The sequence below is a fragment of the Acinetobacter sp. CS-2 genome (genome assembly GCF_016599715.1).
GTDB lineage: Bacteria > Pseudomonadota > Gammaproteobacteria > Pseudomonadales > Moraxellaceae > Acinetobacter.
This window is the reverse complement of sequence record NZ_CP067021.1, coordinates 229,171-245,808: the sequence shown is the minus strand read 5'-3', so window position 1 is coordinate 245,808 and position 16,638 is coordinate 229,171. Positions and strand designations below refer to the sequence as shown.

9 protein-coding genes and 4 pseudogenes are annotated in these 16,638 nt (G+C 39.1%); 7 read left to right on the top strand and 6 right to left on the bottom strand.

The annotated features are described in order from the left end of the window. Positions 1 to 51 precede the first annotated feature (51 nt). The 3 genes and pseudogenes from JFY49_RS17265 to JFY49_RS17715 all read left to right on the top strand — a co-directional run. Positions 52 to 1,423: pseudogene (locus JFY49_RS17265) on the top strand (IS1182-like element ISCfr1 family transposase). Between the two features lie 1,217 nt (positions 1,424 to 2,640). After that, a protein-coding gene (locus JFY49_RS17260; protein ID WP_223155595.1) for an IS3-like element ISAba14 family transposase occupies positions 2,641 to 3,773 on the top strand; the annotation gives its coding sequence in 2 pieces (ribosomal slippage) (positions 2,641 to 2,893 and positions 2,893 to 3,773; 1,134 coding nt in all). Positions 3,774 to 3,839: 66 nt separating this feature from the next. Beyond that, a pseudogene (locus JFY49_RS17715) lies at positions 3,840 to 4,808 on the top strand (site-specific integrase); the annotation flags it as partial. On the opposite strand, the gene JFY49_RS17255 reads toward JFY49_RS17715, so the two are convergent. From JFY49_RS17255 to JFY49_RS17245, 3 genes and pseudogenes are all read right to left on the bottom strand, one after another. Then, positions 4,771 to 5,247, bottom strand: a complete 477-nt coding sequence (locus JFY49_RS17255; protein WP_074163966.1) for an AraC family ligand binding domain-containing protein — start codon at positions 5,245 to 5,247, stop codon at positions 4,771 to 4,773. The pseudogene JFY49_RS17715 and the gene JFY49_RS17255 overlap by 38 nt on opposite strands. Before the next feature lie 173 nt (positions 5,248 to 5,420). Next, positions 5,421 to 6,127 (bottom strand): annotated as a pseudogene (locus JFY49_RS17250) (IS1 family transposase). A gap of 90 nt (positions 6,128 to 6,217) precedes the next feature. Further along, positions 6,218 to 7,060, bottom strand: coding sequence for a carbapenem-hydrolyzing class D beta-lactamase OXA-58 (locus JFY49_RS17245; protein WP_002002480.1), 843 nt, complete (start codon positions 7,058 to 7,060; stop codon positions 6,218 to 6,220). An 80-nt stretch (positions 7,061 to 7,140) separates the two neighbouring features. Between JFY49_RS17245 and JFY49_RS17240 the strand changes: the two are divergent. The 3 genes and pseudogenes from JFY49_RS17240 to adeS form a co-directional block, all read left to right on the top strand. Next, positions 7,141 to 7,509: pseudogene (locus tag JFY49_RS17240) on the top strand (IS1-like element ISAba3 family transposase); the annotation flags it as partial. Positions 7,510 to 7,778: 269 nt separating this feature from the next. Beyond that, a complete protein-coding gene (gene adeR, locus JFY49_RS17235; protein ID WP_032073130.1) occupies positions 7,779 to 8,507 on the top strand; it encodes an efflux system response regulator transcription factor AdeR in 729 nt (242 codons plus the stop codon). Beyond that, positions 8,497 to 9,603, top strand: a complete 1,107-nt coding sequence (gene adeS / locus JFY49_RS17230) for a two-component sensor histidine kinase AdeS (RefSeq protein ID WP_032073131.1) — start codon at positions 8,497 to 8,499, stop codon at positions 9,601 to 9,603. The genes adeR and adeS overlap by 11 nt, the downstream gene beginning before the upstream one ends. A gap of 103 nt (positions 9,604 to 9,706) precedes the next feature. Here the strand turns inward: adeS and JFY49_RS17225 are convergent, their stop codons facing one another. The 3 genes from JFY49_RS17225 to JFY49_RS17215 form a co-directional block, all read right to left on the bottom strand. After that, positions 9,707 to 11,221, bottom strand: coding sequence for an MFS transporter (locus JFY49_RS17225; protein ID WP_032073148.1), 1,515 nt, complete (start codon positions 11,219 to 11,221; stop codon positions 9,707 to 9,709). Between the two features lie 113 nt (positions 11,222 to 11,334). Continuing rightward, positions 11,335 to 14,436 carry a multidrug efflux RND transporter permease subunit gene (locus JFY49_RS17220; protein ID WP_032073149.1) on the bottom strand — a complete coding sequence of 1,034 codons (3,102 nt, stop codon included), beginning with the start codon at positions 14,434 to 14,436 and terminating at the stop codon, positions 11,335 to 11,337. Continuing rightward, entirely contained in the window at positions 14,436 to 15,599 is a 1,164-nt protein-coding gene (locus JFY49_RS17215; RefSeq protein WP_032073150.1) for an efflux RND transporter periplasmic adaptor subunit, read from the bottom strand. Before JFY49_RS17215 ends, JFY49_RS17220 begins: the two co-directional genes overlap by 1 nt. A gap of 426 nt (positions 15,600 to 16,025) precedes the next feature. On the opposite strand from JFY49_RS17215, the gene JFY49_RS17210 reads away from it, so the two are divergent. Next, a complete protein-coding gene (locus JFY49_RS17210; RefSeq protein WP_074163998.1) occupies positions 16,026 to 16,622 on the top strand; it encodes a LysE family translocator in 597 nt (198 codons plus the stop codon). The last annotated feature ends 16 nt before the right edge of the window (positions 16,623 to 16,638 follow it).

Below are 16,638 nucleotides of genomic sequence, written 5' to 3'. Positions count from 1 at the left end.
CCCCATGCCGTTGGCAAAATTGCTTTGTCAGCGAGCGTGGGGGCGAACAGCATGATGGGACAGTTACCGGGAGGACAGCAGCGCCTGTTCTACTCGTTCAATCTGGAAGATCACGTCCCGGCCCAACATCTCCTGCGCAGCATCGACCAGTGCTTGGATCTCAGTGATCTACGTGCCTACCTGGCAGATTTCTATAGCCCCATCGGGCGTCCCTCGATTGACCCGGAGTTGATGGTGCGCATGCTGGTCGTCGGCTACTTGCTATGGCATTCGTTCCGAGCGGCGATTGTGCGAAGAGGTGCACCTGAACCTGGCCTATCGCTGGTTCTGCCGGTTGGGTCTGGAAGACGAAGTCCCCAATCACTCGACCTTCTCGAAGAATCGCCATGGGCGTTTTCGTGACAGCGATCTATTCCGCTGGTTATTCAATGAGGTGCTGCGGCGCTGCATGGCAGCCGGCCTAGTCAAGGGTGAAGGTTTCGCCGTCGACGCCAGCATCATTAAGGCGGATGCCAGCCGGCAACGTGGGGTGGCGGGAGATGAGGTCGATTGGAACGATCCAAAGCTCAGCAGCCGCGCAGTGCGCGAGTACCTCGAAGCCCTTGATGAAGAGGCGCTGGCTGAGGCTCTTCCCAAGAAAATTTCGCTCACTGATCCTCAGTCCCGTTGGACAGCAGCGCCAGGTGGCCCGGCCTTTTTTGCCTACTCCACGAATTACCTGATCGACACTGAGCACGGTGTGATCATGGACGTGGAAGCTACCCCGGCGCACCGTACCGCCGAAGTCGATTCGACTAGGACGATGGTCGAGCGTGTCGAGGCGCAGTTCGATCTCACACCGGAACGCCTTATCGGCGATACCGCTTATGGCACCGCCCCGATGCTGGCCTGGATGGTCGAAGAAAAGGACATCGAACCGCATGTGCCGGTGTGGGACAAGACCGAGCGCAAGGACGACAGCCTCTCCAGTAACGACTTTCACTGGAGTCAGGACGCCAATGAATATCGCTGCCCAGCCGGCAAACCGCTACGCAGTGAATGGCGCGCCTTCACCCAGCAAAGGTCGCGGGTAACTAAGGCCAAAACCGTCATTTACCGCTCCAGCCAAACCGACTGCGCCACCTGCCCGTTGAAAGCGAAATGCTGCCCCAACACGCCGAATCGGAAGATCGTCCGCAGCATCCATGAGGCTGCCCGCGACGTGGCTCGACGCATCGCCAAGACACCGGAGTACCTCGTCTCTCGCTGCGAACGAAAGAAGGTGGAGATGCTTTTCGCCCACCTCAAACGGATCATGAAACTCGACCGTTTACGACTGCGTGGCCTAACGGGTGCCACTGACGAATTCACCTTGGCTGCGATGGTGCAGAACCTGCGCCGCATGGCCAAGCTTTTGCCTCAAGGGCCACCGCTGACGGGATAGGTATGCCTGCTACGAGCAGAAACCCTCAAATTAACCCTTAAACCTGAGCAAGGACGCTCAGTGAAACGCCGGAAGGCAACTTGAAGTGGCTTGCAGCCACTTCGACAGCAGGCACACCTGATCGGCAGGCTGCCGCTAAAGCTACTTTTTCAACAGAATCGGCCGATTTGTGCCGGTCGTCAAGGACCGCTTCGGATCACTCTCAACCGGATCGCGGGCCAGCTGATTTGCTAAAACCCGCGCCAAACTCAACGAAGGATTTCGCATGATCCGTTTTTTTTGGCGATCACGCTCGGCCTGATGGTTGGCTGCTCGTCGAGTTCAAGTTCGATCTGATCAGTGAGCGGTAGCGCAAGTGGATCGCCTCAGCCAAGCAGCGTTGTTGCCGGCGGCCGGAAGAAAGCCTTGAACTAGTAGCGGAAAGGATGAAACTTTATTTTTACGATTCTCAGCATTTTCCAAGGTTGAGCGAAAATTAGGATGATACTTTAATGATTCCGGCCTCCATCCCCACAAAACGCTTGCAGATGGCAGAATTGAAATAAGTCATTGTTTTAAATGGATTTTTGCAGGAATTGCTACGTTGCAGGGTCCTGTAGTTAGGATGACACTTTATTTTCCTCCCACAATCAAAGCATCCATCCATGCATTTGTGAAATCAGAACCCATTGAACGCATTGAGTTTGAAAAAAACTTGCTGAACTTAGGTATCGTGAACAATTATGAAAAATATATAGACTACAATAATTTGCTGTTTCACGTTTTGTTTAGCAAATGGATTAACAGTCCAGTTGACTTTGGATATTTTGTCGATCAAAACTTTTACGGTGCCAGCTAAGCTCACTCAAAACATCTACGGTGTAATACACCGTAAAAAGAATTGCACCTGGTACTTGCCACTAAAAAATGACAGTGAATGACATTTTGAGAGAAAAAAATTGTGGGGTAGTGCCTTTTCTACTCCTTTGAGAATTTTAATTATGACAATTCCGATACACCTAACAATAACTTCATATTTTTCTTTCTTGAACTAAGATTCAATAACTTAACTAATTTCTATTTCAATCATAAAATATGATATGTTGACCTTAAGAATAATTCATAAACTTTACTATGTTTGCTTTAAAAAAGAGATGGATCCGTAAATTTGAACAACTCCTATAAGTGATATTCTGCTCCTCAAATGATGTTATAAACATCAATATATGGAGTATTTTATGGCACGTAGACCAAGAAGAAATCATTCAAATGATTTTAAAGCTAAGGTAGCACTTGCTGCGATTAAAGCAGAAAAAACACTTGCTGAATTGAGTGCTGAGTTTGATGTTCATCAAAACCAAATTATTGACTGGAAAAATCAATTGATCTCAGCTTCCTCGCAAGCTTTCGATCAATCAAAAGCTCCAACAGAACCACCCATCGATCTAAAAAAACTACATGCAAAAATCGGTGAGCAGGCATTAGAAATTGATTTTTTAGAAGGTGTGTTGAAGAAACTGGGCCGCTTCAACCACAAAAGTTAATCGACGACTCACTTCAGATTTCAGTATCTAAGCAAGCTAAGCTGCTGAAAGTCTCCCGTGGTTGTTATTACTATCGCCCAAAACCTGTGAGTGCATCAGATCTGAAGCTGATGCGATGTATTGATGAATTACATATGCAATATCCTTTTGCAGGCAGTCGTATGATGCGTGATTTGTTGAATCGTCAAGGACATCATATAGGACGACGTCATACACGTACTTTAATGAAGAAAATGGGTATTCAGGCGTTATATTGCAAACCAAATTTAAGCCAGGCTAATCAAGCTCACCGTAAATATCCATATCTGCTCAAAGGGTTGGCTATTCAGCGCAGTAATCAAGTGTGGTCTACGGATATAACGTATATCCCTATGGCAAAAGGCTTTGTTTATTTATGTGCTGTGATTGATTGGCATAGCCGCAAGGTACTTGCGCATAGGGTATCGATTAGTATGGAGGTGGATTTTTGTATTTCGGCTTTAAATGAAGCGATTGAAAAATATGGTCGACCTGAAATATTTAATACAGACCAAGGCAGCCAGTTTACCAGTGATGCATTTATTGATGTATTGAAATCAAATGGCATTCAAATCAGTATGGATGGTAAAGGTCGATGGGTAGATAATGTGATGGTTGAACGATTATGGCGGAGCGTTAAATATGAAGAGGTGTATCTCAAAGCTTATAGCAGTGTCACAGATGCGAAAAAGCAATTAAGTGCATATTTTGAGTTTTATAATTTGAAACGACCTCATTCGAGTCTAGACAAAATGACACCAAATGAGTTTTACTATGATCAGCTACCCCAACAAAACAAGGTGGCTTAACTAGAGCGGAATATCACTTATAAATACGCTTTTAGTTGTTCAAACAAGTGGGACCACCTCTAAACAATTCATTTAGAAAAGAAAGTCTCAAACGAAAATCAAATTATTCTTTTATTTGATTTAGATTCATTCTGTCCATGTATGTACCCTATGCTGTACACCATGAAATTTCTTAGATTTCAAAGTATCTCTACGCAGCATGCAGATTTAATCGCAATAAAATTTTGGTATGAATTTTGGTTTGAAAAGTTTGCCACGTCCTTTTGTGAGTCGTTCTATTCGACATCCTATAATTTTGAGATCATTCAATGTGAAATTGATAATTTCATTGTTTACTTAGAAAATAATAAAAAACTTGAAAGTAATCTTATACGGCTAAGCAATTCAGAACATATTAATTACACAACAATTGGTCATAGAGTTAGATCCTTCTTAAAGTTTTACAACTTCTTGATTAATGAATACTTAAGCATGCAATCACAGCCACAACTTACGTTGAAGGAAATTCAAAAAATTAAAGAAAACTTGAATAAATATATGACAATAAAGAAAAAAATTATAAATAATTTTTCAAAAGCCAATAAGACAATTAAAAGTGAGATAAATCATAATTTTAAGAGCATGAATCAGGAAATGATTAAAGGATTGTATTCAGTCATTTCACCAAGTAACTCTAATAAATACAATGAATTAAATCCTTTTAGATCTAAAAATGTACAACTCAGAAACTTTCTGATCATACATCTCATGCTCAACTATGGTCTTAGAATTGGTGAGCTTATGCTACTAACAACCAACTCTATTAAAAAATCAATTCAGAATCATAGTTTTAGTTTAATTATTACAAATACAGATGATGAGTTCGATGATCGATCAAAAAAGCCAAAAATCAAAAATGAATATTCGTACCGAGTAATTAAACTGCAGGAACGAGACTACAGAATTCTTCAAATCTATATAAATGAAATCCGAAAAGAAATTCCTTCACATATCTTATTTACATCCTTAAAGCCTCCCTATTCTGCTTTAAGTTTTCTAATAAAAGATCTAAATACGTATCTTTCATCAATTGAGATTCATTGTTATTCAATATATTGTAGGTTGAAAGTATCAAATGTGAAAGTTGAGGATCAGAACGTAGGGTTGATTCGATAGCAAGTTCGATAGGCTCATTAAATATTCCTTCATAGCTTTTTTTTAACCATGCTGGATCTAAATGCATCATTTTATAAGTGAAGCCGAGAGGATCTGGTGCATTACCATCATGAACTTCTTCAGGTTCAAGCATGAAAGTTTGACCTTGATAGCTATCAATAATTTTTTTTCTACAATTGAATTGTTGATGTCCTAACTCTGTTACCCCTATAAGATAACTTGAGTGTAGATGAGGATCGTATGCAAAGCCTTTGAAGTGGGCATGAATTAGTTCTATACCTGTAGACTTATCCTGTGTGACATTGACCCAATTGCTCATATTTACTTAATTAGTCCTAATGGATTTAGCTTATCAAAAATTATCTAATGAAGAAATTCTAAAATTAACATAATACACCTTATACAAAATGCCCTTGTAAGCCCTTAATCAAGGGCATTTTTAGTCTCTACTTAACATAAAATTTTGGTGGTGCTTCAAAAAGTATGCTGCCTTTAAATGAAGCCATTATTGATGTAAAAGAAAAGAAGGCTAAATCAAAAGCTTTAAAATGGTTTTCAAGCTTTTTTGAAAAATTACAGCTTCTTCTGAAGCTACGCCTAATTCTATGCCTTATTTTGCAATTATTGCCTTCAATACCTACAGTAAAAAATTTACCAATACTTTGCTTACCATTTTTAAAAGCAGTGATGAAACTGTCCCAATGATCACTTGCAATTCGGGTGTAGTGAATATCTAATTGTTTAAGCTTTGTCTTCAATTGTTAGACTGTAGCTAAATCTCGTTTACCCCAAACATAAGCAACAATTTCACCTGTTTCTCGATGATAGGCGTAAATAAGCCATTGTTTATTCTTTTTATTTCCAACAAAATTCCAGAACTCATCTACTTCGAGAGATTCATAATGACTTTGCTGAGGCTGAATTTCATAGGTTGATTCAGTTAAAGTACGTAAAACTTTACCGATACTGATGCGCTCAACTTCAGCAATATCTCGTATACCGCTGCCTCTGACCATCAACTGTAATATTTTACGAGTAATACCTGACTTACATCCTAGATAGCTCAGTGCATGATCACCAATAAACTGACGTTTACAGTCTTTGCACTGATAGTTTTGTTTCCCATCTACTTTGATACCATTTTTCTTTATACTATCACTGAGGCAGGTTGGACATTTGATTGCTAGAGTTATTTGCATTTCTCTATTTTATCAAAATCCAATCGGCTTTTTCTTCAGCATACTTTTTGAAACACTACCAAAAATAGATTAACCTCAAACTTCTAATTCTTATAAATAATGAAAAACACCCAACTTATCTAGCACATCTAAAGACAATTGTTTACGTAGAGCAATATCATCACCAGCTTTCATTTGCATATTTAAAGCAAATGCCACCACTTGCCCATCTGCCTTTTCAACAAAACCCACATACCAACCCACTTGCGGGTCTACAGCCATTCCCCAGCCACTTTTAGCATATAGACGATTCTCCCCTCTGCGCTCTACATACAACATCTCTTTCACTTGTTGCTGAACTTCAGGTTTAAAAGGCAATTGCCCTTGGGCTAAATCATACACAAACTTTACTTCTTGTATAGGTGTAATTGTCAAAGGCCCTTTCAACCAAAATTGATCAACTTCCGTGCCTATTTGCATATTGCCATAACCAATACGTTGCAATTCACTTTGCATTAAGCTTGGACCAATACGACGTGCCAATTCTTGATATACAGGCACTGTAGATGCTTGCATGGCTTCGCCCAAAGTAAAATCTTTGTCCCATGCTTTAAAAAAACGTGGCTTTCCATCCCACTTAAATATTTCTGTAGATGTTGCTTTATGATTTTCTAAACCAATTAGTGCATTGGCAATTTTAAATGTAGATGCAGGAATATAAGCTGTTTTTGCTCGGTCTAAATGCGTGCCATATTTTTTAATATTTTGACCATCATATGTGACAAACACAGCATCAGCTGAGATTTCATTAAAAAGCGCTTGAACATTCTGATCGATGATTGAGTTATTCACTTGTGGAATTGTACTTGTTTTTGCTCGACTCATACTATGCTCAGCACAAGCCCCAATACTTATGCTTAAGCAAACTAAACTCAATATTTTTAATAATTTCATGATATACAACTTTAAAATTTGGTAGTGTTTCAAAAAGTATGCTGAAGAAAAAGCCGATTGGATTTTGATAAAATAGAGAAATGCAAATAACTCTAGCAATCAAATGTCCAACCTGCCTCAGTGATAGTATAAAGAAAAATGGTATCAAAGTAGATGGGAAACAAAACTATCAGTGCAAAGACTGTAAACGTCAGTTTATTGGTGATCATGCACTGAGCTATCTAGGATGTAAGTCAGGTATTACTCGTAAAATATTACAGTTGATGGTCAGAGGCAGCGGTATACGAGATATTGCTGAAGTTGAGCGCATCAGTATCGGTAAAGTTTTACGTACTTTAACTGAATCAACCTATGAAATTCAGCCTCAGCAAAGTCATTATGAATCTCTCGAAGTAGATGAGTTCTGGAATTTTGTTGGAAATAAAAAGAATAAACAATGGCTTATTTTTGTTCAAAAGTCATATTTTACCTCGGAGAAACCGGACATTTTTATTGGTGAGAATATAGACACTTTAAATGGGTTCTAACACTCTCGTTTCGTATAACAGCCATTATGTTAAATGAATGATAATTGACATTTTGTTCATTAATACTGATATGCAACGAATTTTATTATATGTCACCCCTCAATTACAAATATAAATGACTGCTCGTCTAATCATCTCAATTACACAATTAAATGTTAAAATGCATAGCTACTTCATCTAAGATAAAATATATGTATCCAAATCTACAGCACAGCTTCGAAAACAGCGTCATTCTCGTTGTAGAAGATGATTATGATATTGGTGACATTCTTGAAAAATACATAAAAAATGAAAACATGCAGGTCATCCGTGCATTGGATGGACAACAAGCTTTAGAGTGCCTAAAAGCCAACTCTATCGACCTGATTCTCCTTGATATTAAATTACCCAAACTAAATGGCTGGGAAATTCTACAAATCATCCGTCAAACAAGTCATTTACCTGTCATTATGCTGACTGCCTTAGATGATCAAGTGAATAAGATCATGGGGCTAAAAATGGGTGCTGATGACTTTATTATTAAGCCATTTAACCCAAACGAAGTGATTGCACGAATACAAGCCGTACTTAGACGAAGTACAAGCCAAAATATGGAAATAACTAATATTATTCGTTATAGAAATATTGAAATTAATCCAGATCATCATCAAGTTTACATTTCAAATGGTCAAAGAAATCAGTTGCTCAACCTTACGTTAACTGAGTATAAGATACTGTTTTTGATGGCAAAAACACCGAATAAAGTCTTTACACGTAATGAATTGATCCAAAACTGTATGCCTGAAAGTGATGCTTTAGATCGCACTGTAGATAGCCATATCAGCAAATTACGCAAAAAACTTGAAGAAAATGATGTAAATGGCTTATTAATCAATGTCCGTGGCGTGGGGTATCGCTTAGATCAAAATCATGAAATTTAACTTTTTTAAAAATTCTGTTGGAATTAACTTCCAGTTTATTATCATGATGAGCCTATTCAATTTAGGCATTACGCTGTTATCTTTCATGATTGGCTATTTTGTTTATAGCTGGGCGATAAAAATAGGTTTTCTAAATACACAAGTTATTAATTCAAATGAATTTTCAGTTACCTCCGTTGACTTTATCTGGCTGTTTTTAGTGCTATTAACAGGCTTTTTTCTTTCTACTATCCTCGCCTTTAAATATGGAAAACGCTATACACAGCCAATTAGTGATTTAGCAGATGTTATTCAACAAATTCAACAAGGCAATTTAGCACTCAGAATTAAACAGCCACATCATGATATTCCACATGAAATCAAGTCTCTTATTGAGAACTTCAATGAAATGGCAAACCAACTTGAAGTATCAGTTAAGAATTCAACTGTTTGGAATGCTGCAATTGCACATGAATTACGAACACCTGTGACAATATTACAAGGTCGCTTGCAAGGTATTGTCGATGGTATATTTATTGCCGATAAAGCTTTACACCTAAGCTTATTGAACCAAGTCGAAGGCTTATCTTACCTTGTGGAAGATTTACGGACACTGACACTTATTGAAAATAAACAATTACGATTAGAACTAGAAAAGACCAATTTAAAAAATAGTATTGAAAAATGTCTGCAGATGTTTAATGAACGGTTTCATGTTAAAGGTTTAACTATTGTTTTAAATTTGACGGATAAATTGGTTTGCGTTGATATAAGAAGGATGGAACAGGTCTTTATTGCATTGTTCTCTAACTTTCTAAGATATTCGAATGCTGGAAAAATAAATATTACATCTGTAACCACAGCAGAACATTGGGTATTGACGTTTGAAGATGAAGGTCCTGGTATTGATGAATCGCATCTTAAACACCTGTTCAAACCCTTCTATCGACTGGAAGACTCTAGATCATGTCTAGATGGCGGTACTGGATTAGGCTTGGCAGTGATTGATGCAATTATTGAAGCACACCAAGGTCATATTTATTATTCTAAATCCAAAAACTTAGGTGGCAGCTGTTTTACTATTCAACTAAATCGTAAGACATCAACTCATTTATAATGTGTTAAGTTCAGATTAATACGGCTTAATTTAAACCATAAATTTAAGATAAATTGATGTCTGAACTTAACCATTCTGTTTGATGATCCTCAAATAAATTTCATCACAATGAATTCTCATCTCGATATTTAGCTAGCATAAAAAATACCACAATGGAGAGTATCCCGATGATAATCCCTGCTGTTAATAATAAATTAACATGAGCTGAACTGAAGGCAATTTTACCTGCGTTAATCAATGCTGTACCTTGTTCAACGGGTAACTGGCTCGCCACTAAATAGGTATCACCAATCGAAAGTCTGGCTTTTTCTGCTAAAACAGCAGTTAAATCTGACGGCACTTGAAGATGACTGCCAAATATATAGGCCATGAAAACACCAAATAAAGTAATACCTAGTCCTGTACCCAGTTCATAACCTGTACTTTCAAGTGAACCTGCCGCACCGCCCTTTTCTGCAGGTACTGAGCCCATGATCGCAATGGATGAAGCTGTTAAACCAATACTCAGTGTTAATCCAATCGAAGCTAAAATAAAGGGAACGATGATTCCCGGATGATGAAAATCTGAATAACTCAAACTGACCAACGCAATTGCTGCCAATATTAATGACATGGTCGCAACCAGACGGAGTCCAAATTTATTGGATAAAAAACCAGCAATAGGCCCGCCAATAGCGGCCGCAACCATAATCGGAACCATAAAAAGACCGGCTTGCAGCGGTGTTAAACGAATGACATATTGCAGCTCCATTGCCAAAGTTAACTCAACCCCTGCCAAAGCGCCTGCAGCAACCATTGCCATAATAATGCCGGCTAAAATAGCAGGACGTGAAAATAGCGAAAGATCTAGCATCGGCTGAGGAGAATTCAGCTGTTTGCGTACAAATATGGTTAATAAGCCGATAGATAAAACGACCAAAGGCAAGACAATCAACAACGACTGTTTACCGCCTAAGCCTGCTTTTAGTGCATATACAAACGAAATCAAACCGACAATCAGCAATAGCGCTTGACCAAATGCCCAATGTCCAGGGGTTATAGCTTCTTTTCGGGACAATAAGAAATAGCACATTGGTGCGACAACCAGCATGATTGGGACGTTAATCAGGAAAACTGAACCCCACCAGAAATATTCTAACAATCCCCCACCAATGAGCGGTCCAATGGCGGCACCGGCTGATCCGATTGTGCCCCAAATACCCAGCGCAATGGCACGTTCGCGACTGTCTTCGAAGGTTCTGCGAATAATACCCAATACACAGGGCATAATCATGGCACCGCCTAATGCTAATAAAGCACGTGCGGCAATCAGCATAGAAGCCGTTTGGGAAAATGCCGCAAGGACTGAGGCAATTCCAAATATAACCAAGCCAATCAGCAGAATCTTACGATTGCCGACACGATCAGCCAAAGTTCCCATCGGAACTAAAAGTCCAGCCATAAGTAATGGATAAATATCAATAATCCATAAGACTTGGTTACTTGTGGCACTCAGCGATTGGGTTAATGAGGGAACCGCAACATGCAGTACAGTCATATCAATCACAATCGGCAGAAATGCAAGCACGACAGCGAGCAATATCCACCAGCGTTTCGGATCAAGATTGGTAGCTTTCATGATTAAACCTATATTGATGGTTTATTAAATCAATTCTGAAATAAAGATGTAAATGAAAGATTTGTTGTGGGCTAAACTCGTTAACCCACAGCTTTTATTCTCAGTTTTGATGCTTAATGTGCCGCTTTACGTTTCGAGAATTTCTCAACCATGCTCATGACGACAATAAAGAAAATCGGTACAAAAATAACAGCTAGAATTGTTGCGCTGATCATGCCGCCAAAGACGCCTGTACCAATCGCTTTTTGAGTTTCAGAACTAGCGCCACTGGCAATGACTAAAGGAATAACGCCACAGGTAAATGCCAAAGATGTCATTAGGATTGGACGTAAGCGCAATTTAGCGGCTGCAACGGTTGCCTCCACTAAACCCATTCCTTCTTCTCTTAGTGCTTTTGCAAACTCAACAATCAAAATAGCATTCTTTGCAGATAGACCAATAATCGTGATCATGCCGACCTTAAAGAAAATATCATTTGGCATACCACGTAACATTACTGCTAAAAAGGCGCCAATCAACCCTAGAGGGACAACTAGCATCACAGAGAATGGAATTGACCAGCTTTCATAAAGCGCTGCCAAGACAAGGAAAACGACTAACATCGACAACAGTAATAAAAACAAGGTTTGTGATTCCGACTGTTTTTCTTCTAGAGAAATCCCAGTCCACTCATAACCCACACCTTTCGGAAGTTGTTCAATCAAATTTTCCATCTCAGTCATGGCTTGTCCTGAAGATATACCTGCTGCTGGACTGCCAGAAATACTCAATGATGGACGACCGTTGTAACGATTGTATTGTTGTGGGGAATGTTGCCAAATTGGAGTAATTATTTCAGACATTGAAACCAATTTACCGCTTTGACTGTTCACCTTAATCTGAAGAATATCTTCAATACTCATGCGTGATTTGGCATCAAGTTGCACAATGACTTGCTGCATACGGTCATGATTTGGAAAATCATTGATATACATCGAACCCATTGAGGTTGAAATAATATCGGTCACATCACTGAAATTAACACCTAATGCCTGCAATTTATCTCTATCAATTTTAAGCTGTACAGAACTGCCATCTGGCAAACCTTCAGGATAGACCTCCGCCACGATTTTACTTTGTGCTGCTAATGCTAAAAGCTGATCTTGTGCTTCTCTTAAAGCAGGCATGCCAATATTGCCACGATCTAATAATCTCAGTGAAAAACCAGATGAGTTACCCAATTCATCAATTGCTGGTGGTAACACAGACATGGTTTGACCTTCTGAACTTTCAGCCATCGCTATATTGGCATTATTCACGACTTCTTGTGCCGTAATAGTACGCTCTTCGAATGGCAATAGATTGGTAAAATACATCGCTGTATTCTGACCAGATCCACTAAAACCAAAACCTAAGACCGCCATATTGTCTTTAATCCCCGTTTCTTGGTCTAAATAATTTTGAAACTCAGCAACGACTTTACGGGTACGTTCTTGAGTTGCATCCGCAGGAAGTTGAATCGAAGTCATAAACCACCCCTGATCTTCTTCTGGCATAAACGCAGTCGGAACGTGTTTAAAACTAAAAATCAGCACAATGACAATGCCTAAGAAACATAACATTGCGAGGGTTTTATGTTTAATTACTTTAAATAAACTGCGTTCATAGCGATTGTTCAGCTTCTCAAAACTGCGATCAAACGATGCAAAAACACCCTTTTTCTGATGGTCTTGATCAATCGGTTTTAACATCGTTGCACATAACGCAGGGGTTAATGTCAGTGCAAGGAAAGCTGAGAATAAAATTGAAACCGACATGGTAATGGTGAACTGACGATAGATAATCCCCACTGAGCCTGACGCCAATGCCATCGGCAAGAATACAGCGGCTAACACTAAGGTGATGCCAATAATCGGATTGGTAATTTCCTTCATGGCTTTAGATGTGGCTTCAACTGGAGATAAGCCTTCTGTCGCCATAATGCGTTCAACATTCTCAATGACCACAATCGCATCATCGACAATAATCCCGATCGCAAGCACCATACCGAACATGGTCAGCACATTAATCGAAAAACCAGCAAGCAGCATGACTGAGAATGTGCCAAGCAATGCAATCGGTGCAACAATCGCCGGAATTAAGGTGTATCGAACATTGTGTAAAAAGATAAACATGACAATAAAAACTAATGCCATAGCTTCAAGCAATGTCATGATTACTTTTTCAATCGAGATTTTTACAAAAGGTGCAGTGTCGTAAGGTATAGAGAATTTCATACCATCAGGCAGTGCTGAACCTAACTGTTCAATTTTCGCTTTAACACCTTCTGCAGTCTTGACAGCGTTGGCACCAGGACTCATTTGTATCGCCACAGCTGTAGAGGCTTTGCCATTTTCTAAAATCGCAAAGTTATACATCTGTGCCCCGATTTCGACACGAGCGACATCCGACAGTCGAACATTGGCGCCATTTTGTTGAGCACGTAAACTAATTTTCTTGAATTGCTCTACAGTTTCTAATTGACCTTGAGCAGTTAAAGGAATAGTAATTTGTTGCCCCGTCAAAGCAGGAACATCACCAATACGACCTGGTGATATCGGCAAGTTTTGGTTTTGGATGGCTGTATTCACATCTTGAATACTCAATCCATAAGAAACCAAACGATCTGGATCGACCCAAATCCGCATGGCTTTTTCAGCACCAAAATTTTGGACTTTACCAACACCGTCAACCCGCTTTAATTCTTCAATCACATAGCGAGTCATATAGTCACTGACATCAATTTCACTATATTTGCCATTCGGTGAACTTAAGCCCACCATCATTAAAAAACCAGACGACGCAGCATCGACCATCAGCCCTTGTTGTCGCACTGTTTGAGGTAAGCGTGACTCAATGGCTTTAATTTTGTTTTGCACATCAATTTGTGCAAGTTCTACATCTGTACCTGGTTTAAATGTTGCGGTGATTGTTGCTGTTCCAGAACTATCTGAACTTGAACTGTAATAAAGTAAGTTTTTGACACCTGACATTTCCCGCTCAATCAAGGTCACAACACTATCATTCAATGTTTTTGGCGTAGCACCTGGATAGATTGCCGTAATACTAATCTGTGGTGGCGCAACACTTGGGAATCGTGCAATAGGTAACTTGGGGATGCTTAGTACACCCAACAGAATAATAAATAAAGCAATCACCCATGCAAAAATAGGACGCCTAATGAAAAATTGGGACATTATTGCTGTCCTCCATTTTCCTTAATATTTGTAGGTTGCCACTGCTTAATTTTTAATTTTTGCTCAGGCTGTATACGATCAGCCCCTTCAACAATGACTTTCTCACCTGCTTGTAACCCTTGTTTGATCACATAGTTATTTTGATAACGTTGACCAAGCTGAACAGGCTTGCTTTGCGCTAAACCTTTTTGATTAACAATCGTAACATTGGCTTTACCACTAATATCATGTTGAATCGCTTGTTCTGGAACTAGGAGCGCATTTTCAACTTGAGCTCGGCTCATATTGACTCGAACATACATGCCTGGCAAAAGTTTTTGATTTTCATTATTGGCTAAAATACGGATTGTGACATCACCCGTATCAGGATCAACTTTAGTATCCGAAAATAGGATTTCACCTGTAACGTTATAAGGTTTACCCTGACTATTTAGGATTTCAACCGTATGTTTGGTATTTGACACGTCACCTTGCTGTAAAGCTTCCTGTAGTTTTTCATAATCACTAATTGATTGCTTTACATCAACATAGACTTTATTAATCTGTTGTATTACGGCCATTGCATTAGTATCACCTTGACCAACTAATGCACCCTCAGTCACTAAGATTTCACCAATCGTTCCCGAGATAGGGGCTGTAACAGTCGCATATTTAAGATTAAGTTGTTGTCTGCTTAACATGGCTTGCATTTGCGCCACATCGGCTTTTGCTTTTTGATAATCTGCTTCGGTATTGTTGTATTCCTGCTGACTAACCGCATTTACTTTTACTAATTCAGTGTAGCGTTTTAACAGCACCTGCAAACGTGTCACCTCAGCTTGTGCACGGTTTAAAGTGGCTTGATTGCTTTTTACATCTGCCTGAAATATTTCAGAATTCAATTTAAAAAGCGGTTGACCTGCTTGCACATAAGAGCCTTGCTTAAAAAGTACTTTATCAACAATTCCACCTACTTGCGGGCGAATTTCAGCAATACGGTAAGCGACAACACGGCCTGGAAGATTTTCAATTAAATTCATGGAATGCGGTAATACCGTGATGGTACTGACAACCGCTGGTGGCATTTCTGTTGGGGACTGTTCAGCATCTTTGGCTTGTGTACAGCCGATTAAAAGTACAGTTGTAATAAGTATTGAACCTATTAAATGATAATGTGTTGACATGCTTTTTCAGAGGGGGGGTTTTAGATACTACTATTTTGAAATAGCAGTGTTTATGAATTGCTGATGTTGTGTGGAGATTGTGTGGAGATTGTGTGGAGAGATTAAAAGATTTATTTTTTAATGACACGCTTAAGCAGCGTGGCTTGTAAATTAGTATAAATAATTTTGTTGTTCTACAATTTTGATCGTATCTTAGTTTTTTCTCATAGTTCATGAACTTTAAAATTCTAAACCAAGACTAATATTTATATAAGCAATTGAAAATACAATACATAGTTTCTTTATACACTTATGAAGTGAACTTTAGGTGAACATAAGTTAAATAGAAATTTTTAATTAGTTCAGCACAAACGTACAATCTTTAAGGCCTATAACTCGATACCGTTCTCTCTTTGATGTTTATTGCTATCTAATTGAGTGAACTCTGTGGAAATATTTCTTTATACATTAAGCGTTATGTATAGCCCAGGCCCTGTAAATTTTATGGGGCTAAATTCTGGCCTTACAGGTCAATTAAAAAAGACTATAGGATTTTACCTAGGCATTGGTTTCGCCATGTTGATCTTATTCGTATTGTTTGGCTATATAGGTGAAGCTGTTATTCCACATGGATTGATTCATTATATTGCTTTAGCGGGTGCAATTTATACATTCTACTTGGCTATAAAAATGATTAGGGCGAATGTAGAAACAACTCAACAGCAAGAAAGCCATCTAACATTCTTAAATGGCTTATTTATTCAGTTATTAAATCCAAAAGCCATTCTCGTCATTCTACCTGTTACGACAATTATGTACCCTGCAGCCAAAATCACAGGAATCATGATCTTGATAGTTTCTTTACTGATTTCACTTGGTGCTGTTGGCGCACCATTCACCTATGCTCTGGTTGGAAAAGTATTAGGCAACAAAATTGCTAATCCTATCTGGTTTAATCGGCTAAATAAGCTGATGGGTATACTCTTGATTTTATCAGGGCTTTTTATGTTCAAAGATTTTCTTAATGGAATAAATCTGCTGTAGGACAAATTAGCCGTTC

Coding starts and splice junctions, on each gene's coding strand:
- JFY49_RS17225 (WP_032073148.1), bottom strand. CDS start 11,221: ATGAAAGCTACCAATCTTGATCCGAAACGCTGGTGGATATTGCTCGCT.
- adeR (WP_032073130.1), top strand. CDS start 7,779: ATGTATCCAAATCTACAGCACAGCTTCGAAAACAGCGTCATTCTCGTT.
- JFY49_RS17255 (WP_074163966.1), bottom strand. CDS start 5,247: ATGAGCAATTGGGTCAATGTCACACAGGATAAGTCTACAGGTATAGAA.
- JFY49_RS17215 (WP_032073150.1), bottom strand. CDS start 15,599: ATGTCAACACATTATCATTTAATAGGTTCAATACTTATTACAACTGTA.
- JFY49_RS17245 (WP_002002480.1), bottom strand. CDS start 7,060: ATGAAATTATTAAAAATATTGAGTTTAGTTTGCTTAAGCATAAGTATT.
- JFY49_RS17220 (WP_032073149.1), bottom strand. CDS start 14,436: ATGTCCCAATTTTTCATTAGGCGTCCTATTTTTGCATGGGTGATTGCT.
- adeS (WP_032073131.1), top strand. CDS start 8,497: ATGAAATTTAACTTTTTTAAAAATTCTGTTGGAATTAACTTCCAGTTT.